Origin of the sequence: Amycolatopsis sp. NBRC 101858 (assembly GCF_030269325.1) — a bacterium.
GTDB lineage: Bacteria > Actinomycetota > Actinomycetes > Mycobacteriales > Pseudonocardiaceae > Amycolatopsis > Amycolatopsis ponsaeliensis.
The window spans coordinates 248,903-271,740 of sequence record NZ_BSTD01000002.1 but is presented as its reverse complement, the minus strand read 5'-3'; the positions used below and the strand labels follow the sequence as shown (position 1 = coordinate 271,740).

The following is a 22,838-nucleotide window of genomic DNA, read 5'->3' as shown; positions in this document are numbered from 1 at the left end:
ACGGTGGCTTGGTGAGCTTGCCGCCGGACGGTCACGTCCACACCGAATGGTCGTGGGACACGGTCACCGGGTCGATGACCGGGTCGTGCGAACGGGCGCTGGAGCTGGGGCTGCCGTCGGTCGCGTTCACCGAGCACGCGGACCTGACGCCGTGGCTGATCCCGGCGCCGGTCCGGCCGCTGCTGCCGGACCACTTCCGGGTGCGGCTGCGCCCGGACGGCGTCCTCGAGCCGCCGGACCTGGACGTCGCGGGGTACCTGGCGTGCGTCGAGGAGTGCCGCGCACGGTTTCCGTCGCTGCGGATCCTGTCGGGGGTCGAGCTGAGCGAGCCGCACTGGCACCGGCCTCGCGCCGACGCGCTGCTCGCGGCCCACGACTTCGATCACGTGCTGGGTTCGGTGCACTCGCTGCCGGGCGACGACGGCCACCACCACGAGGTCACCGTGGTGTCCGATCCGCCGGCCGAGGTCCTGCGCGCGTACCTGACCGAGGTCTTGGGGCTGGTGGAGTCGACGGCCGACTTCGCGGTGCTCGCGCACATCGACTACGCGCTGAGGTCGTGGCCGGGTGAGGGACCGCCGTTCGTGGCGGCGGACTTCGAGGCGGAGTTCCGGACGGTGCTGCGCGCGCTGGCGTCGAGCGGGCGGGCCCTGGAAGTCAACACGAAGGTGCCGCTGCCGGGCGAGGTGGTGCGCTGGTGGTTCGAGGTGGGCGGCGACGCGGTGGCGTTCGGCAGCGACGCGCACGAGCCGGGCCTGGTCGGCCACGGCTTCGCGGAGGCGGCGGCCATGGTCGAGGCAGGCGGCTTCCGCCCGGGCCGCACACCCCACGACTTCTGGCGCCGCTGACCCCGGCGGTCAGGCCAGTGCGTGCCGTCCGTACGTCCGGACCTCCGCGCTCTGGTCCAGCAACCTCGCGGCCACCCGGCCGATCGCCGCGTCCAGCTCGGCCCGGCTGCCGGTTCCCCAGTCGCCCAGCCGGTCGGCCAGCCAGTCGTGCCACGCGTGGACCACCTTGTCGAACTCCTCCCGGCCCGGCGGAGTCAACTCCCAGCCACCGCCGCTGTACCGCAGGTGGCCGGTCAGCTCCAGCCGGTTGAACGCCGGCTCCAGCACCGAGGCCGGCACCGCGAAGTACTCGCCGATCGCCCGCAACGTCGCCGGTTCGCCCCGCCGCTGACGCAGGTGGACCTGCAGCAGGCACCAGATCCCGCCTTCGTCGAGGTCCGATCCCGCCCGTTCGACGATCGCCGGGGCCACCTTGCGGCGCTCGCGGAAGAACAGCGTCGCGACCGCGCGTTCCAGCTCGCGGTCGTCCGTGCGGGCCTCCGGCATCGCGAAGCCGTCGCCGAGGTCCGGGGCCGCGGCCCGGGCCGTGTCGCGCAGCGGGACCTCCTTCAGGAAGAACGCCAGCACGAACGCCACCAGCCCGACCGGCGCCGCGGCGAGGAACACGACGTGCAGGGAGTCGCTGTACGCCTGGATCACCGGCGCCGACACCGAGTCCGGCAGGGCGTGCAGCGCGCTGGGCACCTGGATGACCCGCGGGTCGACGCCCGGCGGCAACGGGCGCGCCGCGACCGCCGCCGCCAGGTTCGGGGTCAGCTGGTTGGCGTACACCGTCCCGAAGATCGCCGCGCCGAACGAGCTGCCGATCGACCGCAGGAACGTCACACCGGACGTCGCGACGCCGAGATCGGCGTAGTCCACGGTGTTCTGCACGGCGATGGTCAGCACCTGCATGCCGAGCCCGATCCCGAGCCCGAGCACCGCCATGTACGCCGACGCCTCCCAGAACCCGGTGTCGGTGTCCAGCCTCGACAGCAGGTACAGCCCGATCGTCATCCCGGCCGCGCCGACCAGCGGGAAGATCTTGTAGCGGCCGGTCTTGCTCACCGCGTTGCCCGCCGCGATCGACGCGACGAGCAGCGCCAGCACCATCGGCAGCAGCCGGACCCCGGACGTCGTCGCCGACGTGCCCTGCACGTACTGCATGTACGTCGGCAGGTACGACAGCGCGCCGAGCATCGCGAAGCCGACGACGAAGCTCATGATCCCGCCGACCGTGAACACCGGGTTGCGGAACAGCCGCATCGGCAGCATCGGTTCCCGGGCTCTCAGCTCCACGAACACGAACGCGGCCAGCAGCACCACCGACCCGATCGCCATCCCGATGATCGTCGGCGAGCCCCACGCGTACTGCGTGCCACCCCAGCTCGTGACGAGCGTCAGGCCCGTCGCGGCGAGGCCGATGAGCAGGATGCCGGCGTAGTCGATCACCGGCTTGATCGCCGCGCGCGCGTTCGGCATCGCCGAGGACGCCACGATCAGCACCACGACGACCAGCGGGATGTTGACGTAGAACGCCCAGCGCCACGACAGGTGGTCGACGAAGAACCCGCCCAGCATCGGCCCGGCCACGGTCACCACGCCGAACACCGAACCGAGGACGCCCTGGTACTTGCCGCGTTCGCGCAGCGGGACGACGTCGGCGATGAGCGCGGTCGAGGTGACCATCAGCCCGCCGCCGCCCAGGCCCTGCACCGCGCGCCAGACGATCAGCCAGACCATGCTGTCGGCGAAGCCGGCGCAGAACGAGCCGATCCCGAACACGATCACCGACAGCTGGAACATCAGCTTGCGGCCGAACAGGTCGCCGAGCTTGCCGACGACGACGGTCATGATCGTCTCGGCCAGCAGGTACGACGTGACCACCCAGGACAGGTGCCCGGCGCCGCCGAGGTCCCCGACGATGGTGGGCAGCGCGGTGCCGACGATGGTCTGGTCCAGTGCGGCCAGCAGCATCCCGAGCAGCACGGCGCCGAACACGGCGTTGACCCGCGCCTTGCTCAGCGGGGCGGGCCCCGGTTCGTGGGCGACCTCCGCGGTGGCCGTCATCCGCACCCTCCTCGCTCGGCCTCCGAGGCTAGTGCGAACGGTCCACTGTGGATAGCCACCCGTTCCGGTGATCCCACCAGCTCAAAGGGTCCAGCGATCCCGTGGCGGTGACTCGAGGACGAGCTCGCCCGCGACGGCCGCGGCGATCTCCTCGGGCGTCCAGGCCTCCTGGTGCAGCACCGGCCGGATGATGGCGGGCTGGCGGACGGCGTGCAGGTGCCCGTCCGCCAGCCGCAGCACCTGCCCGGTGACCCCGGCCGAGAGGTCGCTGAGCAGGTACGTCACCAGCGGCGCCACGCGTTCCGGCGGGTGCGCGTCCGGGTTGCCGTTGGGATCGGCGGCCATCAGGCGGGTCCAGGCGATCGGGCTGACGGCGTTGACGCGCACCCCGCGGCCGGCCAGGTCGGCCGCCCACGAGTACGTCATCGACGCCACCGCGCCCTTCGACGCCGAGTAGGCCGCGGCGCCGCGCTGTCCGATCATCGATCCGGAGGTCACGTTGACGATGACACCGTGGCCCTGGGCCACCATCACCTTGGCGGCCGCCGTGCCGCAGTGCAGCGGGCCGAGGACGTTGGTCTCGACCAGGGCCCGGGTCCGCTCGGCGTCGTCGTCCTCCCACGGCCGCGCGTGGTACCCGACTGCGGCGTTGTTCACGAGGCCGTCGAGCTTGCCGAACCGGTTGCGGCACAACGTGATCAGGTAACGGGCGTAGTCCGCGTCGGCGACCGAGCCGACGCTCGCGACCGCGGTACCGCCGGCTGTTTCGACCGCGGAGACGGTCTCGTGCGCCGGTTCCGCGTCGACGTCGTTGACCACCACCGCGGCCCCGGACTCCGCGGCGTGCCGCGCGAACGCCCGCCCGAGCCCGCGTCCGGCGCCGGTGATGACGACGGCCCGGCCGTCCAGGATTGCCATGCACCCCAGTGTGGCCCGGGAATGGTCCGGACCGCACCACTCAGAGCGACTGGGCCAGCCTGACCTCGAACGGCCGGAACCCCTGCGCGTGGTAGAACGCCAGCGCGCCCTCGTTGTGCGCATACGCCTGCACGGCCAGCTCGTTCGCCCCGCGCTCCTTCGCCCACGCCACGAACGCGGCGACCAGCTCCGCGCCGACCCCGCTCCGGCGGTGCGCGGGACCGACCCGCATGCTTTCCAGCACCGCGGTCACCGCGCCGGGCCGCAGCTCGTTCGGCGGGCGCATCCGGCCGATCAGGTGCCCGCCGCCGGCCAGCAGGCACAGGCAGTCCGGATCGTCGACCAGCTCCGCGTAGTAGGCGGCACCGTCGCGGTCGGGCCAGCCGAGGTCCATGCGCGGGTCGTGACGCCCGGCGTCTTCGGAGAACAGCCCGGCGGCCGACTTGACGAGTTCGGGGACATCTTCGGGAACGCAGACGGAAACAGTCATGCCTTCGACCGTAACGGCGTGTTTTTTCGAAGTAAATGCCGACTTTCAGGGCCTTAAATGGGCCAGGCTTTCCAGCGCGAGCTGTTCCAAATGGCCGGCGGCCGCGGCACTTCCGCCCGCCGCGTGGAACGACGTCGCCACGGTTTCGGCCGCACGCCGGTACGACGGCTCGGTCAGCACCTCCTCGACCGCAGCCGCGATGCGGTCCGCGCCCGCGCGGCCGAAGCGCAGCCGGATGCCCGCGCCCGCGGCCACCACCTGCGCGGCCACGATCGGCTGGTCGTCGCGGATCGGGGCCACCACCAGCGGCAGGCCGTGCCACAACGCTTCGCACACGGTGTTGTGGCCCGCGTGGCACAGCACCGCGTCCACCCGGGGCAGCAGGGGCAGCTGCGGGACCCGCGGGCGCACCAGGACGTTCGGCGGGACCGTCCCGAGCACTTCGCCGGGGTCGACGACGATCGCTCGTGCCTCCATCCCGGCGAACGCCTCCGCCGCGGTCGCGAGGAAGCTCGCGCCCGCTTCGGTGTTGGCCGTGCCGAGCGACACGAGCACCGTCGGGCGGAGCGGGTCGAGCCACTCCCACGGGAAGTCCGCTGTGGACGGACGCGAACCCAGGGCCGGCCCGACGAGCCGCACCCGCGGCGGGAGCGTCGCCGCGCCGAGCAGTTCGCGGGTGGTGAACGCCAGGACGCCGTGCGGGGAGAACCGCGGGTCGGCCGAGCCGCGGCCGTCCGCGATCCGCGCCCGCAGGTCGGCGACCAGCGCGTCGACCCACTCCGCGACCTTAGGCATGCCTGCGAGGGGGTCGATCAGCTCGGCCGACGTCGTCGCCGAGGTGACCCACGGCAGGCCGCGGGCCTCGGCCAGCAGCCCACCCGCGAGAGCCTGCTGGTCGGCGACCACCACGTGCGGGGCGAACGCGTCGATCGCCGCGGCGACGCCCTCGGCCATCGCGTCGGCCAGCGGGATGAGGAAGTCCTCCCAGAGGAACCGCAGCGCGGCCGGTCCCTTGAGCCCGGCCGGGCGTTCGGGCGCCCCGGCGGGGAGGCCGCAGGAGAACACCAGCGCGTCCGGGCCGGCCAGCTGCCACAGCAGCTCCTCGTGCCCGGCCCAGGCGACCTCGTGCCCGCGCGCGGCCAGCTCGGCCGCGACGCCGGCGGCCGGGTTGATGTGCCCGACCAGCGGCGGGACGACGAACAGGAACCGGGCCACTACCGCGCCCGCACCGGGACGCGCGAGGTGTCGCGGACCCATTCGAAGATCAGCTCGATCGTCTCGGCCGTCCGCTCGACCAGCACCGAGTGGCCCTGGTCGGGCAGCACGACGCACCGGCAGGGGTCCAGGTGCGACTCGAAGTGCGGCACCTGAGCGGCGAGGCCCGAGTCGCCGCCGAAGATCGCGAACACCGGGCAGCGCACGGCCGAGAGGTCGGCGGCGATCGTCGCGCTGCGCGGGATGTCCTCGGCGATCGTGGTGGTCTGGAGAATCTTGTTGGCCGCCTTCGACAGCCGCGCGGTGTGCGCGCCGTGGTTGTCGGCAATCCAGCCGATCACCTCGTCGATCGCCAGCCGGGTCTTCGCGTCGGCGAGCCCGTCGGCCATGTGCCCGGTCCACTCCTGCGTCGGCGGTTCGCCCTCGATCACGATCACGCTGGCCACCCGGTCCGGCCGGGCGGCGGCCAGCCCGAACGCGACCGACGCGCCGAACGAGTTGCCGACGACGTGCACCGGCCGCGTGACCCCCGTCGCGTCGAGGACCGCGACGAGGTCGCCGACGAACTCCTCCAGGTGGTACCCGGACTCCGGGCGCGTCGTGCGGCCGTGCCCGCGCAGGTCGTACATCAGCACGTCGAGGCCGCGCTCGGCGAACGCCGGGCCGAGGGTGAAGTAGTAGCTGGCGAGGCTGTCGGTGAGCAGCCCGTGCACGCACACGACGATCGGCGCGTCCCCGTCGAGCGGCACCTCCGGGGAGAGCCGCTGGACGTGCACGTCCAGCTCGCCCGCGCGGATCCGGCTCACGCCGCGGCCCGCAGGGAGGCGACGATGTAGCGGACCAGCTCGCCGACGGTCAGCGCGATGATCTCCTCGAGGTCGCGCTCGGCGATGAACGTCGCGAAGTTGACGCGCTCGCCGTAGTGCTCGCGCAACTGCCCGGACAGGGCCACCAGGTCGACGCTCTCCAGCTCGAGATCGTCGTGGAACGTCGTCTCCATGGTGATTTCGGCGTCGTCGAGGCCGTACTCCTCGAGCAGCTGCTGCAGCATTCCGCTGAGCTGCGCGAGCACGGTCGACTCGTCCGTTGCCGTGGTCTCGATGCTCATTCCGCGGTCTCCTTCGTCTCTTCGGTCCAGGCGACGACGTAGTGGCGCGGCGGTGCGCCGGGCAGGCTGTCGACGTCGGCGCAGTGCACGGCGTGGTCGGTGCCGGCGGCGCGGACGGTGAGCGCATCCGGCGCCGCGGCGACGACTTCGAAGTCCCGGGGCTCCCCGCGCAGCCCGGTGCCGAGCAGCTTCGCCACGGCTTCCTTGGCGGTCCAGAACCGGGCGAACCAGCGTTCCGGGTCGCCGATCAGTCCGGCGAACAGGGCCTGCTCACCGGCACCGAGTGCGGCGTCCACAGTGGACCCGGCACGCGGGGCGACCTCTTCGACGTCGATGCCGCACCGGCCGCGCCGGGCGATCGCCACGCCGACCTCGCCGCGGTGGGCCAGCGAAACCGTCACCGGCGGCAGCTCACGGCCATAAGCACCGGTCGCGTGCGGGCGGCCCGCGTCGTCGTTGCCGATGCGCAGCTCGGCGGGGAACATCTCGGGTTCGCCGCCGGCCCAGAGGAACTGGCGGACGGCGTCCTTCGCCGCGATCCGCCCGAGCAGCCACTGGCGCCGGCCCCGCGGCGGCCGCTGGTCGTAGGCGTCGCGTTCGGCACCCGCGAGGTAGTTGCGCATGATCAGCTCGCGGGTCGCCAGGTCCGGCCACTGCTCGTGCACCAGCGCCCAGCCGCCCGGCTGCTCGTGCGACAGCGTCGAGCGCTCCGGCGTGCGGTCGGCCTGGCGGATGTGCGGGGTGCTGTCGAAACGGCGGTCACGCCAGCCGGTGAACTCGGCCCAGACCTGCCCGTCGTGGACGAGCTGCATGTCGGCGTCGAGGAACTCCTCCGTCAGCGCGGTGATCTTGACCAGGCACTCCAGCCGCTCCCCTGGCGCCGGGTGCGGGCCGTGGAACCGGATCTCGCGCATGCCGACAGGGAAGACCGTGGTGCGCTCGGTCAGCCGGGACATGATCCAGTAGCCGAGCACCTGGCCGACGTTGTCGAGCAGCGCGCCAGGCGCCGCGGGCGTCGTGAGCACGGCGCGGACGTGCCGCTCGCCGACCGCGGTCAGCTCGCTGACGCCCTGGAAGAGCGGGCCGTGGAACATCCAGCGTTCGTCGTACAGCTGGGCGGCCGTAGTCTCCGGGACCTGCTCCGCTGCAAATTGCCACGGCGCGGGTGCGTCGGCTGGATACGTCTGGGCGAGCTCGACGGTGGCCTGGGAGTAGCCGTCGAGGGACGCGAGCACGCGGTCGGGGCCCTGCGGCCGCACGCGCACACCCACGTTCACCGCCGGGACCGCCGTGATCCACTGGGTCAGCCGGACGTCGTGCACCGCGACCGCGCGCCGGCCGGGCGCGGCCTGCTCGGCGAAGCCCATCAGGTGGTCGATCACCGTCGTCGCCGGCACGACCGGCCACCGGTCACCCGGGTCGGCCTGGGGCGGCTGCTTGAAGAAGCAGTGGTCGAGCAGGTACGGCATCGCCTCGACCGACACGCTCAGCGTCGTGTCCAGGTCCTTCGGCGGCGTGAGTTCCTGACGGCGCCGGGCCGGTTTCGAGAGCACAGTGGACGCCAGGTCGGCGGTGTCCTGGAGCAGGGCGGCGAACTCCGCGGCCAGTGGGCCCTTGCCGGCGAGGTCGTCCACAGTGGACATGCGCGTGGCTGGCAGGGAGATCCGGGCCCGGACCTCGTCGTCGAGGGAGATCACGTGGCCGCCGAGGTCCAGCTTGACGGCCCGGTGCGGGGCCGGGCGATCGCCGGGCAACCGCGAGAAGTCGATGTCGGCGCCGTCGGCCCACAGCGCGGTCGCGACCCGGCGCAGCTGCGCGAGGCCGGGCCGGTGCGCGGAGTGCGCCGCCACGACCAAGTGGTCCTCGCCGTGCAGCGTGTCGCCGACCAGCGAGCCGAGCTGACCCGCGCCGACCTGCACGAACGCGCGGACGCCTGCCGCGTGCATCGCACGGACGAGCGGCCGGAAGCGGACCGGTTCCAGCAGGTGCCGCACGAACAGGTCGCGGACGTCCGCCTCGGCGGCTGGATATTCCGCCACCGTGGTCGCCGACCAGATCGGCAGCTTCGGCGGGTACAGGGTGAACCCGGCGGCCGCCTCGCGGATCGGATCGAGGTACGGCCGCAGCATCGGCGTGTGGAACCCGGACTTGAACGGCAGCACCTGGGCCACGATCCCGGCGTCCCGGAACCGCGTCACGAGCGTGTCGACCGCCGCCGCCGGGCCGCAGACCATGGCCTGGTTGGGCGAGTTGTCGTGGGAAAGCACCACGTCGTCGCGGCCGGCCAGCTCTTCGAGCACGCGGGGCGCGGGCGCGCCGATCGCAGCGAAAGCGAGGCCGGGGACCACGAGCGCGTCCGGGTCGAACCCGGCGAGGAACGCGTCGACCTCGGCTTCGGCGTGGATGCCGGCGACGGCCATCGCCGTCCACTCCCCCAAGCTGTGGCCGGCGACGGCGTCCGGGGTGACGCCCAGCCGGCCGAGCGCGGAGTTCAGCAGGCGGCCGAGTTCGAAGACCGCGGTGCCCTGGCGGCCGACGTCGCCGACCTCGATGTCGTCATGGGCCCACGGCAGCCCGAAGTGGCGGGCGACGTCACCGCAGTTGAGCGCCAGCTCGGATTCCAGGCCGGGGAACAGGAAGGCCAGCTTGCCGCCGCCCGGTCCGAGCAGCGGCCGGTCGGCGAACCAGACGTCGTTGCGGCCGCGCCAGGCCCGGCCGCGGGCGACCGCCTTGCGGGCCAGGGCCAGCCGCTTCTCCGTCGGGTCGACGATGCCGAGCCGGACCGGACCGGCGCCGGTCCCGCGTGCGCCGGGGCGGTCGAGCAGGTCACGCAGTTCGCCGACCGACCGCGCGGCGAGCCGCAGGACCCGTTCGGGCTCGCGAACGACAACCGGCGTGGCGCGGCCGGGGGCCTGTTCCAGCACGACGTGGGCGTTGATCCCGCCGAACCCGAACGCGTTGACCCCGGCGCGGCGCACGTCGGCGTCCCACGGCCGGGCCGTGTCCAAAGTGGCGAAGCGGGTCTTCTCGAGCAGGGGGTGCGGGTCGTCGCAGTGCAGGGTGGGCAGCAGGACGCCGTGGTGCACGGCCAGCGCCGCCTTGATCAGGCCGGCGATCCCGGCGGCCGGCATCGTGTGCCCGATCATCGACTTCACCGAGCCGAGCACCGCGGCGCCGGCACTGCCGAACACCTCCGCGAGCGTCGTGAGCTCGGCCGTGTCGCCGGCCGGGGTCGCGGTGCCGTGCGCTTCGAGGAGCCCGATCGAATCCGGGGCGGCCGGGTCCAGGCCCGCGGCCGCCCACGCCTGGCGCACCGCCCGGACCTGACCGCCGGAGTCCGGGTTGGCCAGGCTCGCGGTCCGCCCGTCGGAGGCGACGCCGGTGCCGGTGATCACGGCGTAGACGCGGTCGCCGTCCCGCTCGGCGTCGGCCAGGCGCTTGAGCACGACGACGCCGGTGCCTTCGCCGATGAGGACGCCGTCGGCGTCGCGGTGGAACGGCCGGATGCGCTCGGACGGCGAGAGGGCGCCGAGCTGGGTGAACACGCTCCAGAACGTGATGTCGTGGCAGTGGTGGACACCGCCCGCGAGCACGACGTCGCAGCGGCCGGTGGCGAGCTCCTGCACGGCGTGGTCGACGGCGATCAGCGAGGACGCGCACGCGGCGTCCACTGTGTACGCCGGGCCGCGCAGGTCGAGCCGGTTGGCCAGCCGGGACGCGGCCAGGTTGGGCACGAGCCCGATCGCGGACTCCGGCGTCTCCGGGCCGAGCTGGTCGGTGAAGGCCTGCCGGACGGCGTCGAGCCGGGTCTGGTCGAGGTCGGGCAGCAGCTCGCCCAGGGTCCGGACGAGCTGGCTCGCCGTGCGGACGCGCTGGTCGAGCCGGACCAGCCCGGGCGTCAGGTAGCCGCCGCGCCCGAGCACCACACCCACCTTGGCCCGGTCCGCGGGCAGGCGGCCGGGCCCGCCCGCGTCCGCGAGCGCCTGCGCCGCGACCCGCAGCGCGATCAGCTGGTCGGGTTCGGTGGCGGGCACGGAGTTCGGCATGATCCCGAACCCGGTGACGTCCACTTCGGCCAGTTCGTCGACGAAGCCGCCGCGCCGGCAGTACACGCGGTCGGCCCGCCGCTGCTCGTCGGGCGCGTAGTGGACGACGTCCCACTTCTCCGGCGGTACTTCGGTGATCGCGTCGACGCCGCCCGACAGGTTGCGCCAGTACGCCGCGAGGTCCGGCGCGCCGGGCAGCAGCACCGACATCCCGACGATGGCCACGCGCATCCCGGTCACCACCCCGATGCGGTGTGGACGACGGCGGAGACGTCCGGGCGGCCCCAGGCCAGCTCACGCAGCAGGCCGAGGGTCCCCTCTTCCGGATCGATCAGCTCGATGCCGCGGCGGGCGTAGTCACGCATCAGCGCGGGGGTCACCATGCCGTCGTGGTCGCCGGTCGGCGCCCACGGTCCCCAGTGGACGGTCACCGCGCGCCCGGCGGGCCAGCGCCGGCCGAGCGTTTCGAGGGCGTCGTTGGCGGCGGCGTAGTCCGACTGGCCGCGGTTGCCGAGGGTGGCGGCGATGCTGCCGAACAGCACCACGAACTTCGGTTCGTCGGGCAGGTCGGCGGTCGCCTCCAGGAGCGTCCTGGCACCGTCCACTTTGGTGCCGTAGACGCGGGTGAACGACTCCGGCGTCTTGTCGGCGACGAGCTTGTCCTCGATCACGCCGGCCGCGTAGACGATGCCGTCGAGCCGGCCGTACTCGGCGTGGATCTCCTTGACCGCGCGGTGCACGGCTTCGGCGTCGAGCATGTCGACGGACTGGTAGCGCACCGGGCTGCCGAGGGCTTCGAGCTGGCGGAGGGTGTCCCGGACCTCGCGTTCGCCCTCGATCCGGCGGACGGCCTTCTCGATCTCGGCGGGGCTCTTCAGCCCGGACGCGATGAGCGCGGCCCGCAGGTCCTTGGCGTCCTTCGCCTGCGGGTGTTCGTCTTCGCCCGCGGGGACGGGCGTCCGGCCGAGGAGTTCGACGCGGCAGCGGGTCGCCCCGGCGAGGGTGCCGGCGAACCGGGCGGTGATGCCCTTGGCGCCGCCGACGAGCAGGACGACGGAGTCCCGGTCCAGCCCGATCGCGGCCGCTTCGGCGGCGCCGTCACCGGCCGGGCCCGCGCCACTGGCGCCGAGGAGGCCGAGGTCGTGCGCTTCGGGCCGGAGCCCGCGCCGGGCTGGTCCTTCCCGGAGCACGACGGGTTCGCGGTCCACTCCGGACAGTTCGGCGACGAACTCGGCGGCGTGCGCTCCTTCGACGACCCGCGCGAGGGTGTCCGGGTACTCGCGGGAGACGCTGCGGTAGAAGCCGCGGAGCCCTTCGGCGGGTCCGGCGGTGAGCAGCCACCGCGGACGTTCGGCGAGAGCAGCTTGGTACTGGGGGAAGACGGCGGGAAGGACGGTGTCGCCTTCGGGGAGGTGGAGGTAGCCGTCGAAGCCGGGCCGGACGTCGTCGCCGATTTCGGCTTCGGCGCCGTGGGCGGTCAGTTCGGCGCGGAGGGCTTCGGCTCGCGTCCCGGCGCCGAGGACGAGGAACCGGCGCCCGGCGATGTCGGGCGCGGCGGCCGGGGCGAGGTCGAACTCCGTCATGAGATACCGCTTCGGCGCGACGATCACCGGCTGCGGCTCCGGGCGATCCGCGACGGCCGGGCCAACCGCCGGCGCCGGGCCGGCTGCGACGGCCGGGCCGACCGCCGGCCGCGGCTCGGTGCCGTGCGCAGCGGCCGGGTCCGCGCCGGCCGCGACGGATCCGGCATCGAGCAGTTCCGCGATCCCGGCTGCTGTGCGGGCCTTGGCGAGTTCTTCGACCTCGCCCGCACCCAGGCGCACCGTCAGCTCGCCCGCGATCTCGGCGCGCTTGATCGAGTCGATGCTCAGGTCGGCTTCCAGATCGAGGTCCGGCTCGATCATCTCCACCGGGTAGCCCGTCCGCGTCCCGATCACCTCGACCACGGTCTCCAGCACCGAGCGTCCCGAGGCGGCCTTCGGCGCATCCACCGCCACGACGGGGCGCTGCTCGCCGATCAGCTCCGCGATCGCCGCCGCCGTCCGGGCTTTCGCGAACTCCTCCACGTCGCCGCCGGCCAGACCGAGGCGGGACGCCAGCTCGCCCGCGATCTCCGCCCGCTTGATCGAGTCCACGCTCAGGTCGGCTTCCAGATCGAGGTCCGGCTCGATCATCTCCACCGGGTACCCGGTCCGCTCCCCGATCACCTCGACGATCGTCTCCAGCACCGGCCGGTCCGCCGGAACCGCGGCCGGAACGACCGAAGCCACCGGAAGCGCGGGCACCGGAACCGCCTCGACCACCGGGATCGAGCGAACCGCCGGCGTTTCACTGCCGAGGAAGCCCAGCAGCACGTCGCGCTGGGCGGCGATCATCTCGCGGCTGGTCCGCAGGAAGTCCGCGACCATCTCCTCCGACGTCGCGTCCCCGGATGCCGGAGCCACCCCGAGGGAAATGCGCGAAGCCGGGTGGAGTGCACCCGCCGGGATCGTGCCGTCCGCGGTGCGCAGCAGGTGACCGTCGACCGTCCACCCGGGACACTTCGGCCGCTCGGCCGTTGCCGCGTCGAGCGCGTCGCGGCCGCGGAACAGCCAGCCCGTCTCCACCGGGACCCCGGCCACCGCCAGCTGCGCCAGCGCGCCGAGGAAGCCCGGCAGCCCACGACGTCCCGGCTGCTCGAACCCGATCGTCCGGTGCGGCCGGTCACCGAGGATCGCCCCGACCTGCCTGGCCAGCACCGCACCCGGCCCGGCCTCGACGAACACCCGCGCCCCGGCCGCATACATCGCCTCGACCTGCTCGACGAACCGGACCGGCGAACCCACCTGCGCGGCCAGCTCGCCGCGGATCTCCTCCGGTGACGCCGGGTACGGCCCCGCGGTCCGGTTCCCGTAAACCGGCACGGCGGGCTGCACGACGCCGATCGCGCCAAGCGCACGCCCGAACGTCTCGCCCGCCGCGGCGACCAAGGGACTGTGGAAGGCGCACGCGACCGAAATCCGCTTCGCGCCGAGTCCCGCCGCGCGCAGCTGCGAGACGGCGGCCTCGACGTCGGCGGTCGGGCCGGAGATCACCGTCTGTTCCGGCGAGTTGTGGTTGGCGAGCACGATCGACGGCGAGGTGAGGACCGCGCTCACGTCGGCCGCCGACGCCGAGACCGCAGCCATCGCACCCGGATCCCCGGCCGGGATGGCGTCGAGGATCGCCGCCGCCCGGGCGTGGCTGGCCTGCAGCAGTGCCTCGGGGGTGAAGGTGCCCGCCGCGGCCAGTGCGGTCAGTTCGCCGTAGCTGTGCCCGCCGAGCATCGCCGGCCGCACGCCCGCGCGGGACAGCAGCCGGAAGGCGGCCAGCCCCGCGAGCCCGAGCGCGGGCTGGGCGACCCGGGTGTCGGTGACGCGGTCGGCCAGCTCCTGCCGCGCCCGCTCGCCGAACACCGCCGGGCCGAACACGACGTCGGCCGTCGGCGGGTCGAGGCGCAGGTACCGCTGCAACTCCGGGAAGGCGACGAACAGCTCCGCGAACATGCCCGGCCGCTGGCTGCCCTGGCCCGGGAACAGCACCGCGACATCGCCGGGCTCGTCAGCTCCGGCCCGGTACAGGCCGGGAGAATCCTGACCCGCGAGTGCCTGTCGCAGCACCGTGGCCAGCTCGTCCACAGTGGACGCCACGACGGCCGTCCGGACCCGGCCGCCGGCCGCTTCGGCCCGCCGCGACGCGCTCAGCGCGAGATCTCGCAGCCGCCACGGCTGACGCCCCGCCGGGACGTCCGAGGCCAGCGAAAGCAGGTCGCGGACCGCCGCGTCCGACGTGAAGAGGAACAGCTCCGCGGGCCACCCGTCGGCGGAGAGCGCGGGCGGGACGCTGTCGTGCGCGCCGAGCACGACGTGGAAGTTGGTGCCACCGAAGCCGAAAGCGCTGACTCCGGCGATCCGCTCGGCGGGCGGCGCGGCCCACGGCTGCGCGGCCGTCTGGAACACGAACGGGCTGGTCGAGGCGTCCCATGCCGCGTTCGGCGCCGAGAGGTGCAGCGTCGACGGTTTGACGCCGGTGTGCAGGGCCATCGCGGTCTTGATCAGCCCGGCCAGGCCCGCGGCGCACTTGGTGTGCCCGATCTGGGACTTCACCGAGCCGATCGTGCAGCCACCCGGCGTCGCGCCGGCCTCGGTGAACACCTTCGTCAGCGTGCCCAGCTCGGTCCGGTCGCCGACGACGGTCCCGGTGCCGTGCGCCTCGACGAGCCCCACCCGCGCGGGTGACACGCCGGCGTTGCGGTAAGCGCGGGTCAGCGCGGTGTGCTGCCCCTCGGGCCGGGGCGCGGTCAACCCCAGCGCCCGGCCGTCGGAAGCCGCCCCGACGCCCTTGATCACGGCGTAGACGCGGTCGCCGTCGCGTTCGGCGTCCGAGAGCCGCTTCAGCGCGACGCACGCGACGCCCTCGCCGAGCGCGATGCCATCGGCCGCGCTGTCGAACGTCGCCGAGCGCCCGGTCGGCGAGAGCGCGTGCGCCGAGGCGAACAGCAGGTAGTCGTTGATGCCGTTGTGCAGGTCCGCGCCCCCGCACAACACCAGGTCGCTCGTGCCGGCGGTCAGCTCCTTGCAGGCGACGTCGACCGCGGTCAGTGACGACGCGCAGGCGGCGTCGACGGTGTAGTTGGCACCGCCCAGGTCGAGCCGGTTGGCGATCCGACCGGCGATGACGTTGGCCAGCACGCCCGGGAAGGAGTCCTCGGTGATCCGCGGCAGCCGGTCGTCCAGTTCGGACGGCAGTTCGCCCATATAGGACGGCAGCACGGTCCGCAGGCTCATCGCGTTGGACAGGTCGCTGCCCGCCTCGGCGCCGAACACGACCGACGTCCGGGCCCGGTCGAAGTCGCGGTTTTCGTAACCGGCGTCCACGAGCGCGCGGTGCGCGGCTTCCAGAGCGAGTAGCTGCACCGGCTCGATGCTGGCCAGCGACGACGGCGGGATGCCGTACTTCAGCGGGTCGAAGCCGATTTCGGGGAGGAAGCCGCCCCAGTGCGACGGCGTCTTCTCGCCCTGGCCTTCGGGGTCGTAGTAGAGAGCGGTGTCCCAGCGCTGCGGCGGGACTTCGGTGACCGCGTCGGCGCCGGCCAGGACGTTCGCCCAGAACGTGGCCAGGTCGGGTGCCTGCGGGAACATGCAGGCCATCCCGACGATCGCGATTTCGAGGGGTTCGGGTGCCGGGGGCTCCGGCGTCGTGATGCCGAAGGCGGCGGCCCGCTCGCGCAGGACGGCGCTCGCACCTTCGCCGACCGCGTGGTGCAGGTCGGCGATTGTGGTGACGGCCGAGCGCAGCACGGCGACCTCGCCCGCCATGAACATGCCTTCGGCGAGCTGCCGGTCCTCCCCGACGTCGCGCAGTTCCGCGCCGACGCGCTCGATTCCCTTGCTGGCCAGGCGAAGCCGCCCGACGTTCAGCTGCTCCAGCCGCTCCCAGGCGTCCCGGCTCGGCACGCCCTGCTCGGCGAGCTCGGCCTTGATCGCCGCGTACTCCTCGGTGAACGGGCTGCGGACGCACCGGGTGGCGTGGCCCGGCGCGGTTTCGAGGAGGTCGGTGTGCTCGGCGCCGAGCAGGCTCCGCTGGAACAGCGGCAGCACGGCGCCGGCGTCGACGGCCTCCCGGGTGAAGAGGTAGGCGGTGCCCATCAGCACGCCGATCGCGGCACCGCGCGCGGCGACCGGGGCGGCGAGCGCAGCCACCATCGCGGCCGACCGCTCGTCGTGGATCCCGCCCGCGAACAGCAGCTGCAGGTCCACGGCCGCGTCCGGAGTGGACGCGAGGAAGTCGGCGACGACGCCGAGCTGCGCTTCCCACAACGGGAAGCTGGTGCGGGGCCCGACGTGGCCGCCGCATTCCGAGCCTTCGAAGACGAACTTGCGGGCGCCGGCTTCGAGGAACTGCTTCAGCAGTCCCGGCGACGGCACGTGGAGGAAGGTGGCGATGCCGACGTCCTCGAGCGCCGCGGCCTGCGCGGGGCGGCCGCCGGCGATGATCGCGTGCGTCGGCCGCAGCTCGCGGATCACCTCGAGCTGCGCGGCCTTGACGTCCTCGGCGGCGAACCCGAGGACACCGACGCCCCAAGGCGCGTCGCCGACGGCTTCGCGGGTCCGTTCCAGCACGTCGCGGGTCTGCTCGCGGCCGGACAGGGCCAGCGCGATGAACGGCAGCGCACCGCCCGCGGCGACCGCGGCGGCGAACGCCGGCTGGTCGCTGACCCGGGTCATCGGTCCCTGGGCGATCGGCAGCGCCGTGCCGAGCGCGCGGCTGCCCGCGCTGCCGGGCCCCAGCACCGGCGCCTCGGTGCGCAGAGCCTCACCGACGGCGTCGGCCAGGCCGCGCACGGCCGCGGTCACCGTGCCCCACCGGTCGCGGAAGCGGGTGGCGAGGAAGACGTCCTGGCCGGCTTCCACCGGTTCGGAGCCGTGCCGCGCGAGGCGGCGGACGCCGTCGACGACCGTCGTTTCGGAACCGTCCAGCCCGGTGAGCGCCCGGGTGAGCGCGGACGGCAGTTCGGCCTCCGGCAGCAGGGCGAGCTGGGTGTCGACGACCACGCCGGCCGCGCCGCCCGCGATCGCGGCGGCCGCGGTGTGCGGGCCGATCCCGCCCGCGGCCCACACCGGGACGTCGAAGTTCTCGAGCAGGGCTTGGAGCAGCACGAACGTGCTCAGCTCCCCCGTCCGGCCCCCGCATTCGTGACCGCGGGCGATCAGGCCGTGGGCACCGCCGGCGACGGCCCGCGCGGCCGACGCCCGGCTGGTGACCTCCGCCAGCACCCGGCGGCCGGGGAAGTCCGGCGCGGTGCACGGGGAGTCCTCGGTCAGCAGGACGGTCGTCGCGGCTTCGGGCAGGTCGGCGACCGGTCCGGTCAGCCGGACGCCGTAAGCCGGGACGCCCCACTCACCCAGCAGCGCGAGTTCGTCGGAGGCCGCTGCGCCGGTGAGGTCGAGCACGCCGAGCCCGCCCCCGCGCACGGCGGCCGCGACCCCGCGCGCCGACGGCCACCGCACCGGCGACACGGCGACGACCAAGTCGGCTTTCCGGACACGCATGGGCTCTCCCGCTACGCACGAATGGGTGACTGGTAACGGGGTGTACTTAAGCGGGTTCCCACGGGTTCCGTCAACAACCCACCACGATTTCGTCGCGATGGTTCAGAAAATTCGGGATCGACCAGCCGGAAGACGCAAGAATTTAACGCCGCCGTCACGTTCCGCGCGCCGGGAAGCGTCGCCCGATTGCCGTTGTACTGTGGACAACGGCCGGCCACAGTGGCCGGACCTGCGGCCCGCGTGGCACGCACACCCAGATGGGGCAAGCCATCTCACCCGGTGGGCGCAGTGCGACTGATCACACCGGACCACGCCGTTCGGTGGTCCGAATGATTGCCGTCCACGCATCACAAACCGTCGTGACGGTAAAACCGGTCACGACTCCCCGATCACCCGGGATGCGGAAACGTCAGAATTCCCGATTGTCCGGCGGCTATTTCCCCGGCAGTTTTACCCACAGCCGAAAGTCGTGCCCGGAACTCCCGCGATTACCCCGGCGGGATCACGCGAGTCCACTATGGACTCCCTCGCGGCCCGGGATCCGCGTGCTCACACACGCACGGCGACTCCGGGCTCCGGACGCCCCGGCCCACTGCGACACCGTCGCGACCAGGACGACTCGGGGTATTCAGCCGGACACCATCGGTACCTCCCGTCTCCCACGGCGATCTTCGTGAGGGATTTTCCACTCTCCGGTGACAGATTTTCCTTAGAAGAAGCTGAAAGCGTTTCGCGTACCAGTCGGTAACCCTGTACACATCGTCTAGACTTGCACCATCTGTCCAGTCGTGGAGGTGGTCGTGGAGTACTGGTACGCCGACGAGCGGTCGGGGACGCGCTACCCGGGTGACCCGCTGCGGTGGCGCGGCGACGACGGCGCGCCGCTGACCGTCGCCCCGCTGGCCGGGCTCGCCCCCGGCGACGTCGACACCGGCGTCCGGTCGCTCTGGCGGTACCGCGCCGCCCTGCCCGGCGACCTGCGCCCGGTCTCGCTCGGGGAAGGCTGCACCCCGCTGGTCCCCCGACCCTGGGGTGAGGGCGACGTGCGGTTCAAGCTCGAGTGGTTCAGCCCGACCGGCAGCTTCAAGGACCGCGGGACCAGCGTCATGCTCTCGGCACTGGCCGGCGCCGGGGCGCCGGAGCTGCTGGAGGACAGCTCCGGCAACGGCGGCTCGTCGGTCGCGGCCTACAGCGCCGCCGCCGGGATCGCGGCCACCATCCTGGCTCCCGAAGGGACGTCGGCGGCGAAGGTCCTGCAGGCCCGCGCGTACGGCGCGGAGGTCGAACTCGTGCCCGGCACGCGCGACGACACCGCCGCCGAGGCCGTCCGCCGCTCGTCCCGCACGACCTACGCCAGCCACAACTGGCACCCCTTCTTCCTGCAGGGCACCAAGACCCTGGCCTACGAACTGTGGGAGGACCTCGGCTTCCGCGCGCCGGACGCCGTGGTCACCGTGGCCGGCGCGGGGAGCATCGTGCTGGGCTGCGACCTGGGGTTCGGCGAGCTCCTGGCCGCCGGGTCGATCGCCCAGCGGCCGCGCCTGCTGGTCGCCCAGCCGCGCAACTGCTCCCCCATCGACGCGGCGTTCCACGACCGGCGGCCCCCGGAGTTCGCGCCGACGGTCGCCGAGGGCACCGCCATCCGGCACCCGATCCGGCTCCCCGAGGTCGTCGCGGCGATCCGCCGGTCGGGCGGCGACACGGCCGCCATCCCCGAAGACGGCATCGCCGCGGCCGCCCGCCGGCTGGCGTCGCTCGGCCTCTACGCGGAGCCGACCAGCGCGACCGCCGCCGCGGCGATCGACGTCTTCCGGGAGCGCGGCGCCATCCGGCCGGGCGAGACCACCGTCGTCGTCCTCACCGGCTCCGGCCTGAAGGCGCCCGACAAGCTGCGGGAGCTGATCGGATGACCGAGGACGAGCTCCTGCTGCGCGAAGCCGAGAAGATCGCGCAGGCCGTCGGCCGGATGTTCCCCGGGCTGTGCGAAGTCGTGCTGCACGACCTGCGCGACCCGGCCCACGCCGTCCGCGCGATCGAGGGCGGGCTGTCCGGACGCGCCGTCGGCGACCCGGCGACCGAGCTGGGGCTGGCCCGGATCGCCGACCCCGGCTTCCCCGACGTGCTGCAGAACTACCCGAACCGCTTCCCCGACGGCCGGCCCGCGAAGAGCACGTCGATCGGCCTCCGCAATTCGGCCGGCGAGTACATCGCGGCGCTGTGCCTCAACCTCGACGTATCCCTGCTCGGCTCCGCCGCCCGCGCGTTGACCCGCCTCGCCCGAGCCGACGAGCCGGCCCCGCTGACGGAGTCCCTGCGCGCCCGCACGACCGGCGAGCTGCGAGCACTGGTCGAGGACTACGCAACCGAGCGCGGCCACACCCCCCGCAGCCTCCCGGGCGCCGCCAAGAAGGACCTGGTGCGGACATTGCGGGAGCGCGGGTTCCTGGAGGTGAAGAACGCGGTCCCGACACTGACCGACGTGCTCGGGATCTCGCGGGCCAGCGTCTACAACTACCTGCGCTGAAGCGAGGGCCTCCCCGGGAGCTCGGGGTTTCTCCCGAGGAGGCCCGCTCCACCCGGCGCTACTCCGCCGGGATGCCTTCGCGCCGCTTCGAGATCACTCGCCAGCCCACTGCCAGCACCACGACCAGCACCGGGATCGAGTAGAACGCGATCTTCTCGGCGCCGTCCGAGAAGCCCATCAACACGACCACCAGCGCCAGGAACGCCAAGGTCGCCCAGCCCGAGTAGGGCGCCCACGGCATCCGGTACGACGGCCGCTCCAGTTCGCCGCGCAGCGCGGCCTGGCGCAGCCGCATCTGGCAGAACACGAGCGTCGCCCACGTGGTGATCACGCCGAGCGAGGCGATCGCGATCGCGATGTCGAACGCCTCACTCGGCACGAGGTAGTTGAGCACCACGCCGAGCAGGTAGGCGACCGAGGTGAACAGGATGCCGCCGTAGGGCACGTGCCGGCTGCTCATCCGGGCGACGAACGACGGCGCCTCGCCCTTCTCGGCCAGCGAGCGCAGGATCCGGCCCGTCGAATAGAGGCCGGAGTTGACGCTGGAGAGCGCCGCGGTCAGCACGACCGCGTTCATCACGTCGCCGATGCCCGGGATGCCGAGCCGGCTGAACACCGTCACGAACGGGCTCTCGTCCCCGTTGTAGAACGGCCAGGGCAGCAGCATCGCCAGCATCAGCACCGAGCCGACGTAGAACACGCCGATCCGCCACACGACGCCGTTGATCGCCTTCGGCAGCACCTTGCGGGCGTCCTTCGTCTCGCCGGCCGCGATGCCGACGACCTCGATGGCCGAGTAGGCGAAGATGACCGCCTGCAGCGTCATCAGCGCGATGCCGATGCCCGCCGGGAAGAATCCACTGTGGTCGGTCAGGTTGTGCACGCCGGCGGGGGTGCCGCCGATGTCGGCGCTGGTGAACACCAGGCCGAGCGCGGTCACCAGGAAGACGACGATGGCCAGTACCTTGACCACCGAGAACCAGAACTCCAGCTCGCCGAACAGCTTGACGCTCAACAGGTTAACCGCGAGCAGCACGCCGAGGGCGACCAGCGCGGTGATCCACTGCGGCACGTCCGGCAGCCACTTGTGGACGTAGATCGCGACCGCGGTGATCTCCGCGATCCCAGTCATCGCCCAGTTGACCCAGTACATCCACCCCGAGGCGAAGCCGGCCCACGGGCCGATGAACTTCCGCGCGTAGGTGACGAAGCTGCCCGAGCTCGGCTCGTGCAGGACGAGCTCGCCGAGCGCGCGCATCACGAAGTAGGCGGCCACCCCGCAGATCGCGTAGGAGAGAACCAGCGACGGGCCGACCTGGTGGAGCTTGCCGCCGGCGCCGAGGAACAGCCCGACGCCGATCGCGCCGCCGATGGCGATCATCTGCACTTGGCGGTTGCCCAGCGCTTTCGAGTAGCTTTCACCTTTTTCGGTGAGCAGCGAGGAATCCATGGTTGCCAGACGTTAAAGCGTGTGCGGCAGGTCACCAAGCGGGCTAAGGAAGACTTAAGGTGTGCCGGAGATCACCGGTGGCATTTCGCTGGTATTCGCCGGTTTCGATTTGACAGGGCCGATTTGACAGGGCCGCCGTGCGCCCGGCCGGACGCGGCTTCTACGCTACGGCCGTGGACCGCGCGGCGCTGCTGGACCGGATCTCCGACGACGTCGCGCCCGAGGTCGGCCGCGGCGCCGTCGCGGACTACATCCCCGCCCTGGCCCGGATCGAGCCGCACCGGTTCGGCATGGCAGTGGCCGAAGTGGACGGTGCGCTGCACGGCGTCGGCGACTGGCAGCGGCCGTTCTCGGTGCAGAGCATGTCCAAAGTGTTCACGCTGGCCCTGGTGCTCTCCCGCGGCGACGGCGTGTGGTCGCGCGTCGGGCGCGAGCCGTCCGGCGACCCGTTCAACTCGCTGGTGCAGCTGGAACACGAGGACGGCATCCCGCGCAACCCGTTCATCAACGCGGGCGCGCTGGTGGTGACCGACGAGCTGGCCCAGTACGGCGACGCGGTCGAGGCGCTGCTGACGTTCCTGCGCGAGGAGAGCGGCCGGCCGGACATCGACGTCGACCCGGAGGTGGCCGCGTCCGAGGTGGGCCACGCCGACCGCAACCGCGCGCTCGCGTACTTCATGGCGTCCTACGGCAACATGCGCCACCCGGTGCCGTAGGTGCTCGACCAGTACGTCCGCCAGTGCTCGATCGCGATGAGCTGCGCGGACGTCGCGCGGTCGGCGCTGTTCCTGGCCCGCCACGGCATCCGCAACGACGGCACCCGCCTGCTGGAGCTGAGCGCGGCGAAGCGGATCAACGCGGTGATGCTGACGTGCGGCACGTACGACGCGGCGGGAGAGTTCGCCTACCGGGTCGGGCTGCCGGGCAAGAGCGGGGTGGGCGGCGGGATCGTCGCGGTGGTCCCGGGCCGGTGCGCGGTGTGCGTGTGGAGCCCGGGGCTGGACGCACGGGGCAACTCCGTGGCGGGCGTGTCGGCACTGGACCGCTTCACGACGTTGACCGGCTGGTCCATCTTCTGAGGCTCGAGTAGCGCGCCGGCCCTGGGCGGGCATACTCGACC

Annotated in this window: 12 protein-coding genes and 1 pseudogene; 4 read left to right on the top strand and 9 right to left on the bottom strand. The window is 72.9% G+C overall.

Annotation, left to right across the window (positions count from 1 at the left end):
- The first annotated feature begins 11 nt into the window (after positions 1-11).
- Positions 12-848: a PHP domain-containing protein gene (locus QSK39_RS14415; RefSeq protein WP_285478236.1), complete on the top strand. Its 837-nt coding sequence runs from the start codon at positions 12-14 to the stop codon at positions 846-848.
- Positions 849-857: 9 nt separating this feature from the next.
- Here the strand turns inward: QSK39_RS14415 and QSK39_RS14410 are convergent, their stop codons facing one another.
- The 8 genes from QSK39_RS14410 to QSK39_RS14375 all read right to left on the bottom strand — a co-directional run bounded on the left by QSK39_RS14410 (position 858) and on the right by QSK39_RS14375 (position 17,744).
- Complete coding sequence (locus QSK39_RS14410) at positions 858-2,897, bottom strand: MDR family MFS transporter (RefSeq protein ID WP_285478235.1); 2,040 nt, start codon at positions 2,895-2,897, stop codon at positions 858-860.
- 81 nt (positions 2,898-2,978) lie between these two features.
- Complete coding sequence (locus tag QSK39_RS14405; protein WP_285478234.1) at positions 2,979-3,815, bottom strand: SDR family NAD(P)-dependent oxidoreductase; 837 nt, start codon at positions 3,813-3,815, stop codon at positions 2,979-2,981.
- Positions 3,816-3,855: 40 nt separating this feature from the next.
- Positions 3,856-4,305 (bottom strand): GNAT family N-acetyltransferase, encoded by a 450-nt coding sequence (locus tag QSK39_RS14400; protein ID WP_285478233.1) that lies wholly within the window; start codon positions 4,303-4,305, stop codon positions 3,856-3,858.
- A 45-nt stretch (positions 4,306-4,350) separates the two neighbouring features.
- Positions 4,351-5,520: a glycosyltransferase gene (locus QSK39_RS14395; protein ID WP_285479906.1), complete on the bottom strand. Its 1,170-nt coding sequence runs from the start codon at positions 5,518-5,520 to the stop codon at positions 4,351-4,353.
- Positions 5,520-6,326 carry an alpha/beta fold hydrolase gene (locus tag QSK39_RS14390; protein WP_285478232.1) on the bottom strand — a complete coding sequence of 269 codons (807 nt, stop codon included), beginning with the start codon at positions 6,324-6,326 and terminating at the stop codon, positions 5,520-5,522. The genes QSK39_RS14395 and QSK39_RS14390 overlap by 1 nt, the downstream gene beginning before the upstream one ends.
- Positions 6,323-6,628: an acyl carrier protein gene (locus QSK39_RS14385; RefSeq protein ID WP_285478231.1), complete on the bottom strand. Its 306-nt coding sequence runs from the start codon at positions 6,626-6,628 to the stop codon at positions 6,323-6,325. Before QSK39_RS14385 ends, QSK39_RS14390 begins: the two co-directional genes overlap by 4 nt.
- The gene (locus tag QSK39_RS53260; protein WP_285478230.1) at positions 6,625-10,905 is read right to left on the bottom strand and encodes a beta-ketoacyl synthase N-terminal-like domain-containing protein; all 4,281 of its coding nucleotides are present in this window, start codon (positions 10,903-10,905) and stop codon (positions 6,625-6,627) included. The genes QSK39_RS14385 and QSK39_RS53260 overlap by 4 nt, the downstream gene beginning before the upstream one ends.
- A gap of 5 nt (positions 10,906-10,910) precedes the next feature.
- Complete coding sequence (locus tag QSK39_RS14375; RefSeq protein WP_285478229.1) at positions 10,911-17,744, bottom strand: type I polyketide synthase; 6,834 nt, start codon at positions 17,742-17,744, stop codon at positions 10,911-10,913.
- Between the two features lie 788 nt (positions 17,745-18,532).
- On the opposite strand from QSK39_RS14375, the gene QSK39_RS14370 reads away from it, so the two are divergent.
- Both QSK39_RS14370 and QSK39_RS14365 read left to right on the top strand, forming a co-directional pair.
- Positions 18,533-19,654 (top strand): threonine synthase, encoded by a 1,122-nt coding sequence (locus tag QSK39_RS14370; protein WP_285478228.1) that lies wholly within the window; start codon positions 18,533-18,535, stop codon positions 19,652-19,654.
- On the top strand, positions 19,651-20,268 hold the full coding sequence (locus QSK39_RS14365) for a helix-turn-helix transcriptional regulator (protein ID WP_285478227.1): 618 nt from the start codon (positions 19,651-19,653) through the stop codon (positions 20,266-20,268). Before QSK39_RS14370 ends, QSK39_RS14365 begins: the two co-directional genes overlap by 4 nt.
- Positions 20,269-20,326: 58 nt before the next feature.
- Here QSK39_RS14365 and QSK39_RS14360 read toward each other — a convergent pair whose 3' ends face one another.
- Positions 20,327-21,718 carry an amino acid permease gene (locus tag QSK39_RS14360; protein ID WP_285478226.1) on the bottom strand — a complete coding sequence of 464 codons (1,392 nt, stop codon included), beginning with the start codon at positions 21,716-21,718 and terminating at the stop codon, positions 20,327-20,329.
- A gap of 173 nt (positions 21,719-21,891) precedes the next feature.
- On the opposite strand from QSK39_RS14360, the pseudogene QSK39_RS14355 reads away from it, so the two are divergent.
- Positions 21,892-22,797 (top strand): annotated as a pseudogene (locus QSK39_RS14355) (glutaminase).
- The last annotated feature ends 41 nt before the right edge of the window (positions 22,798-22,838 follow it).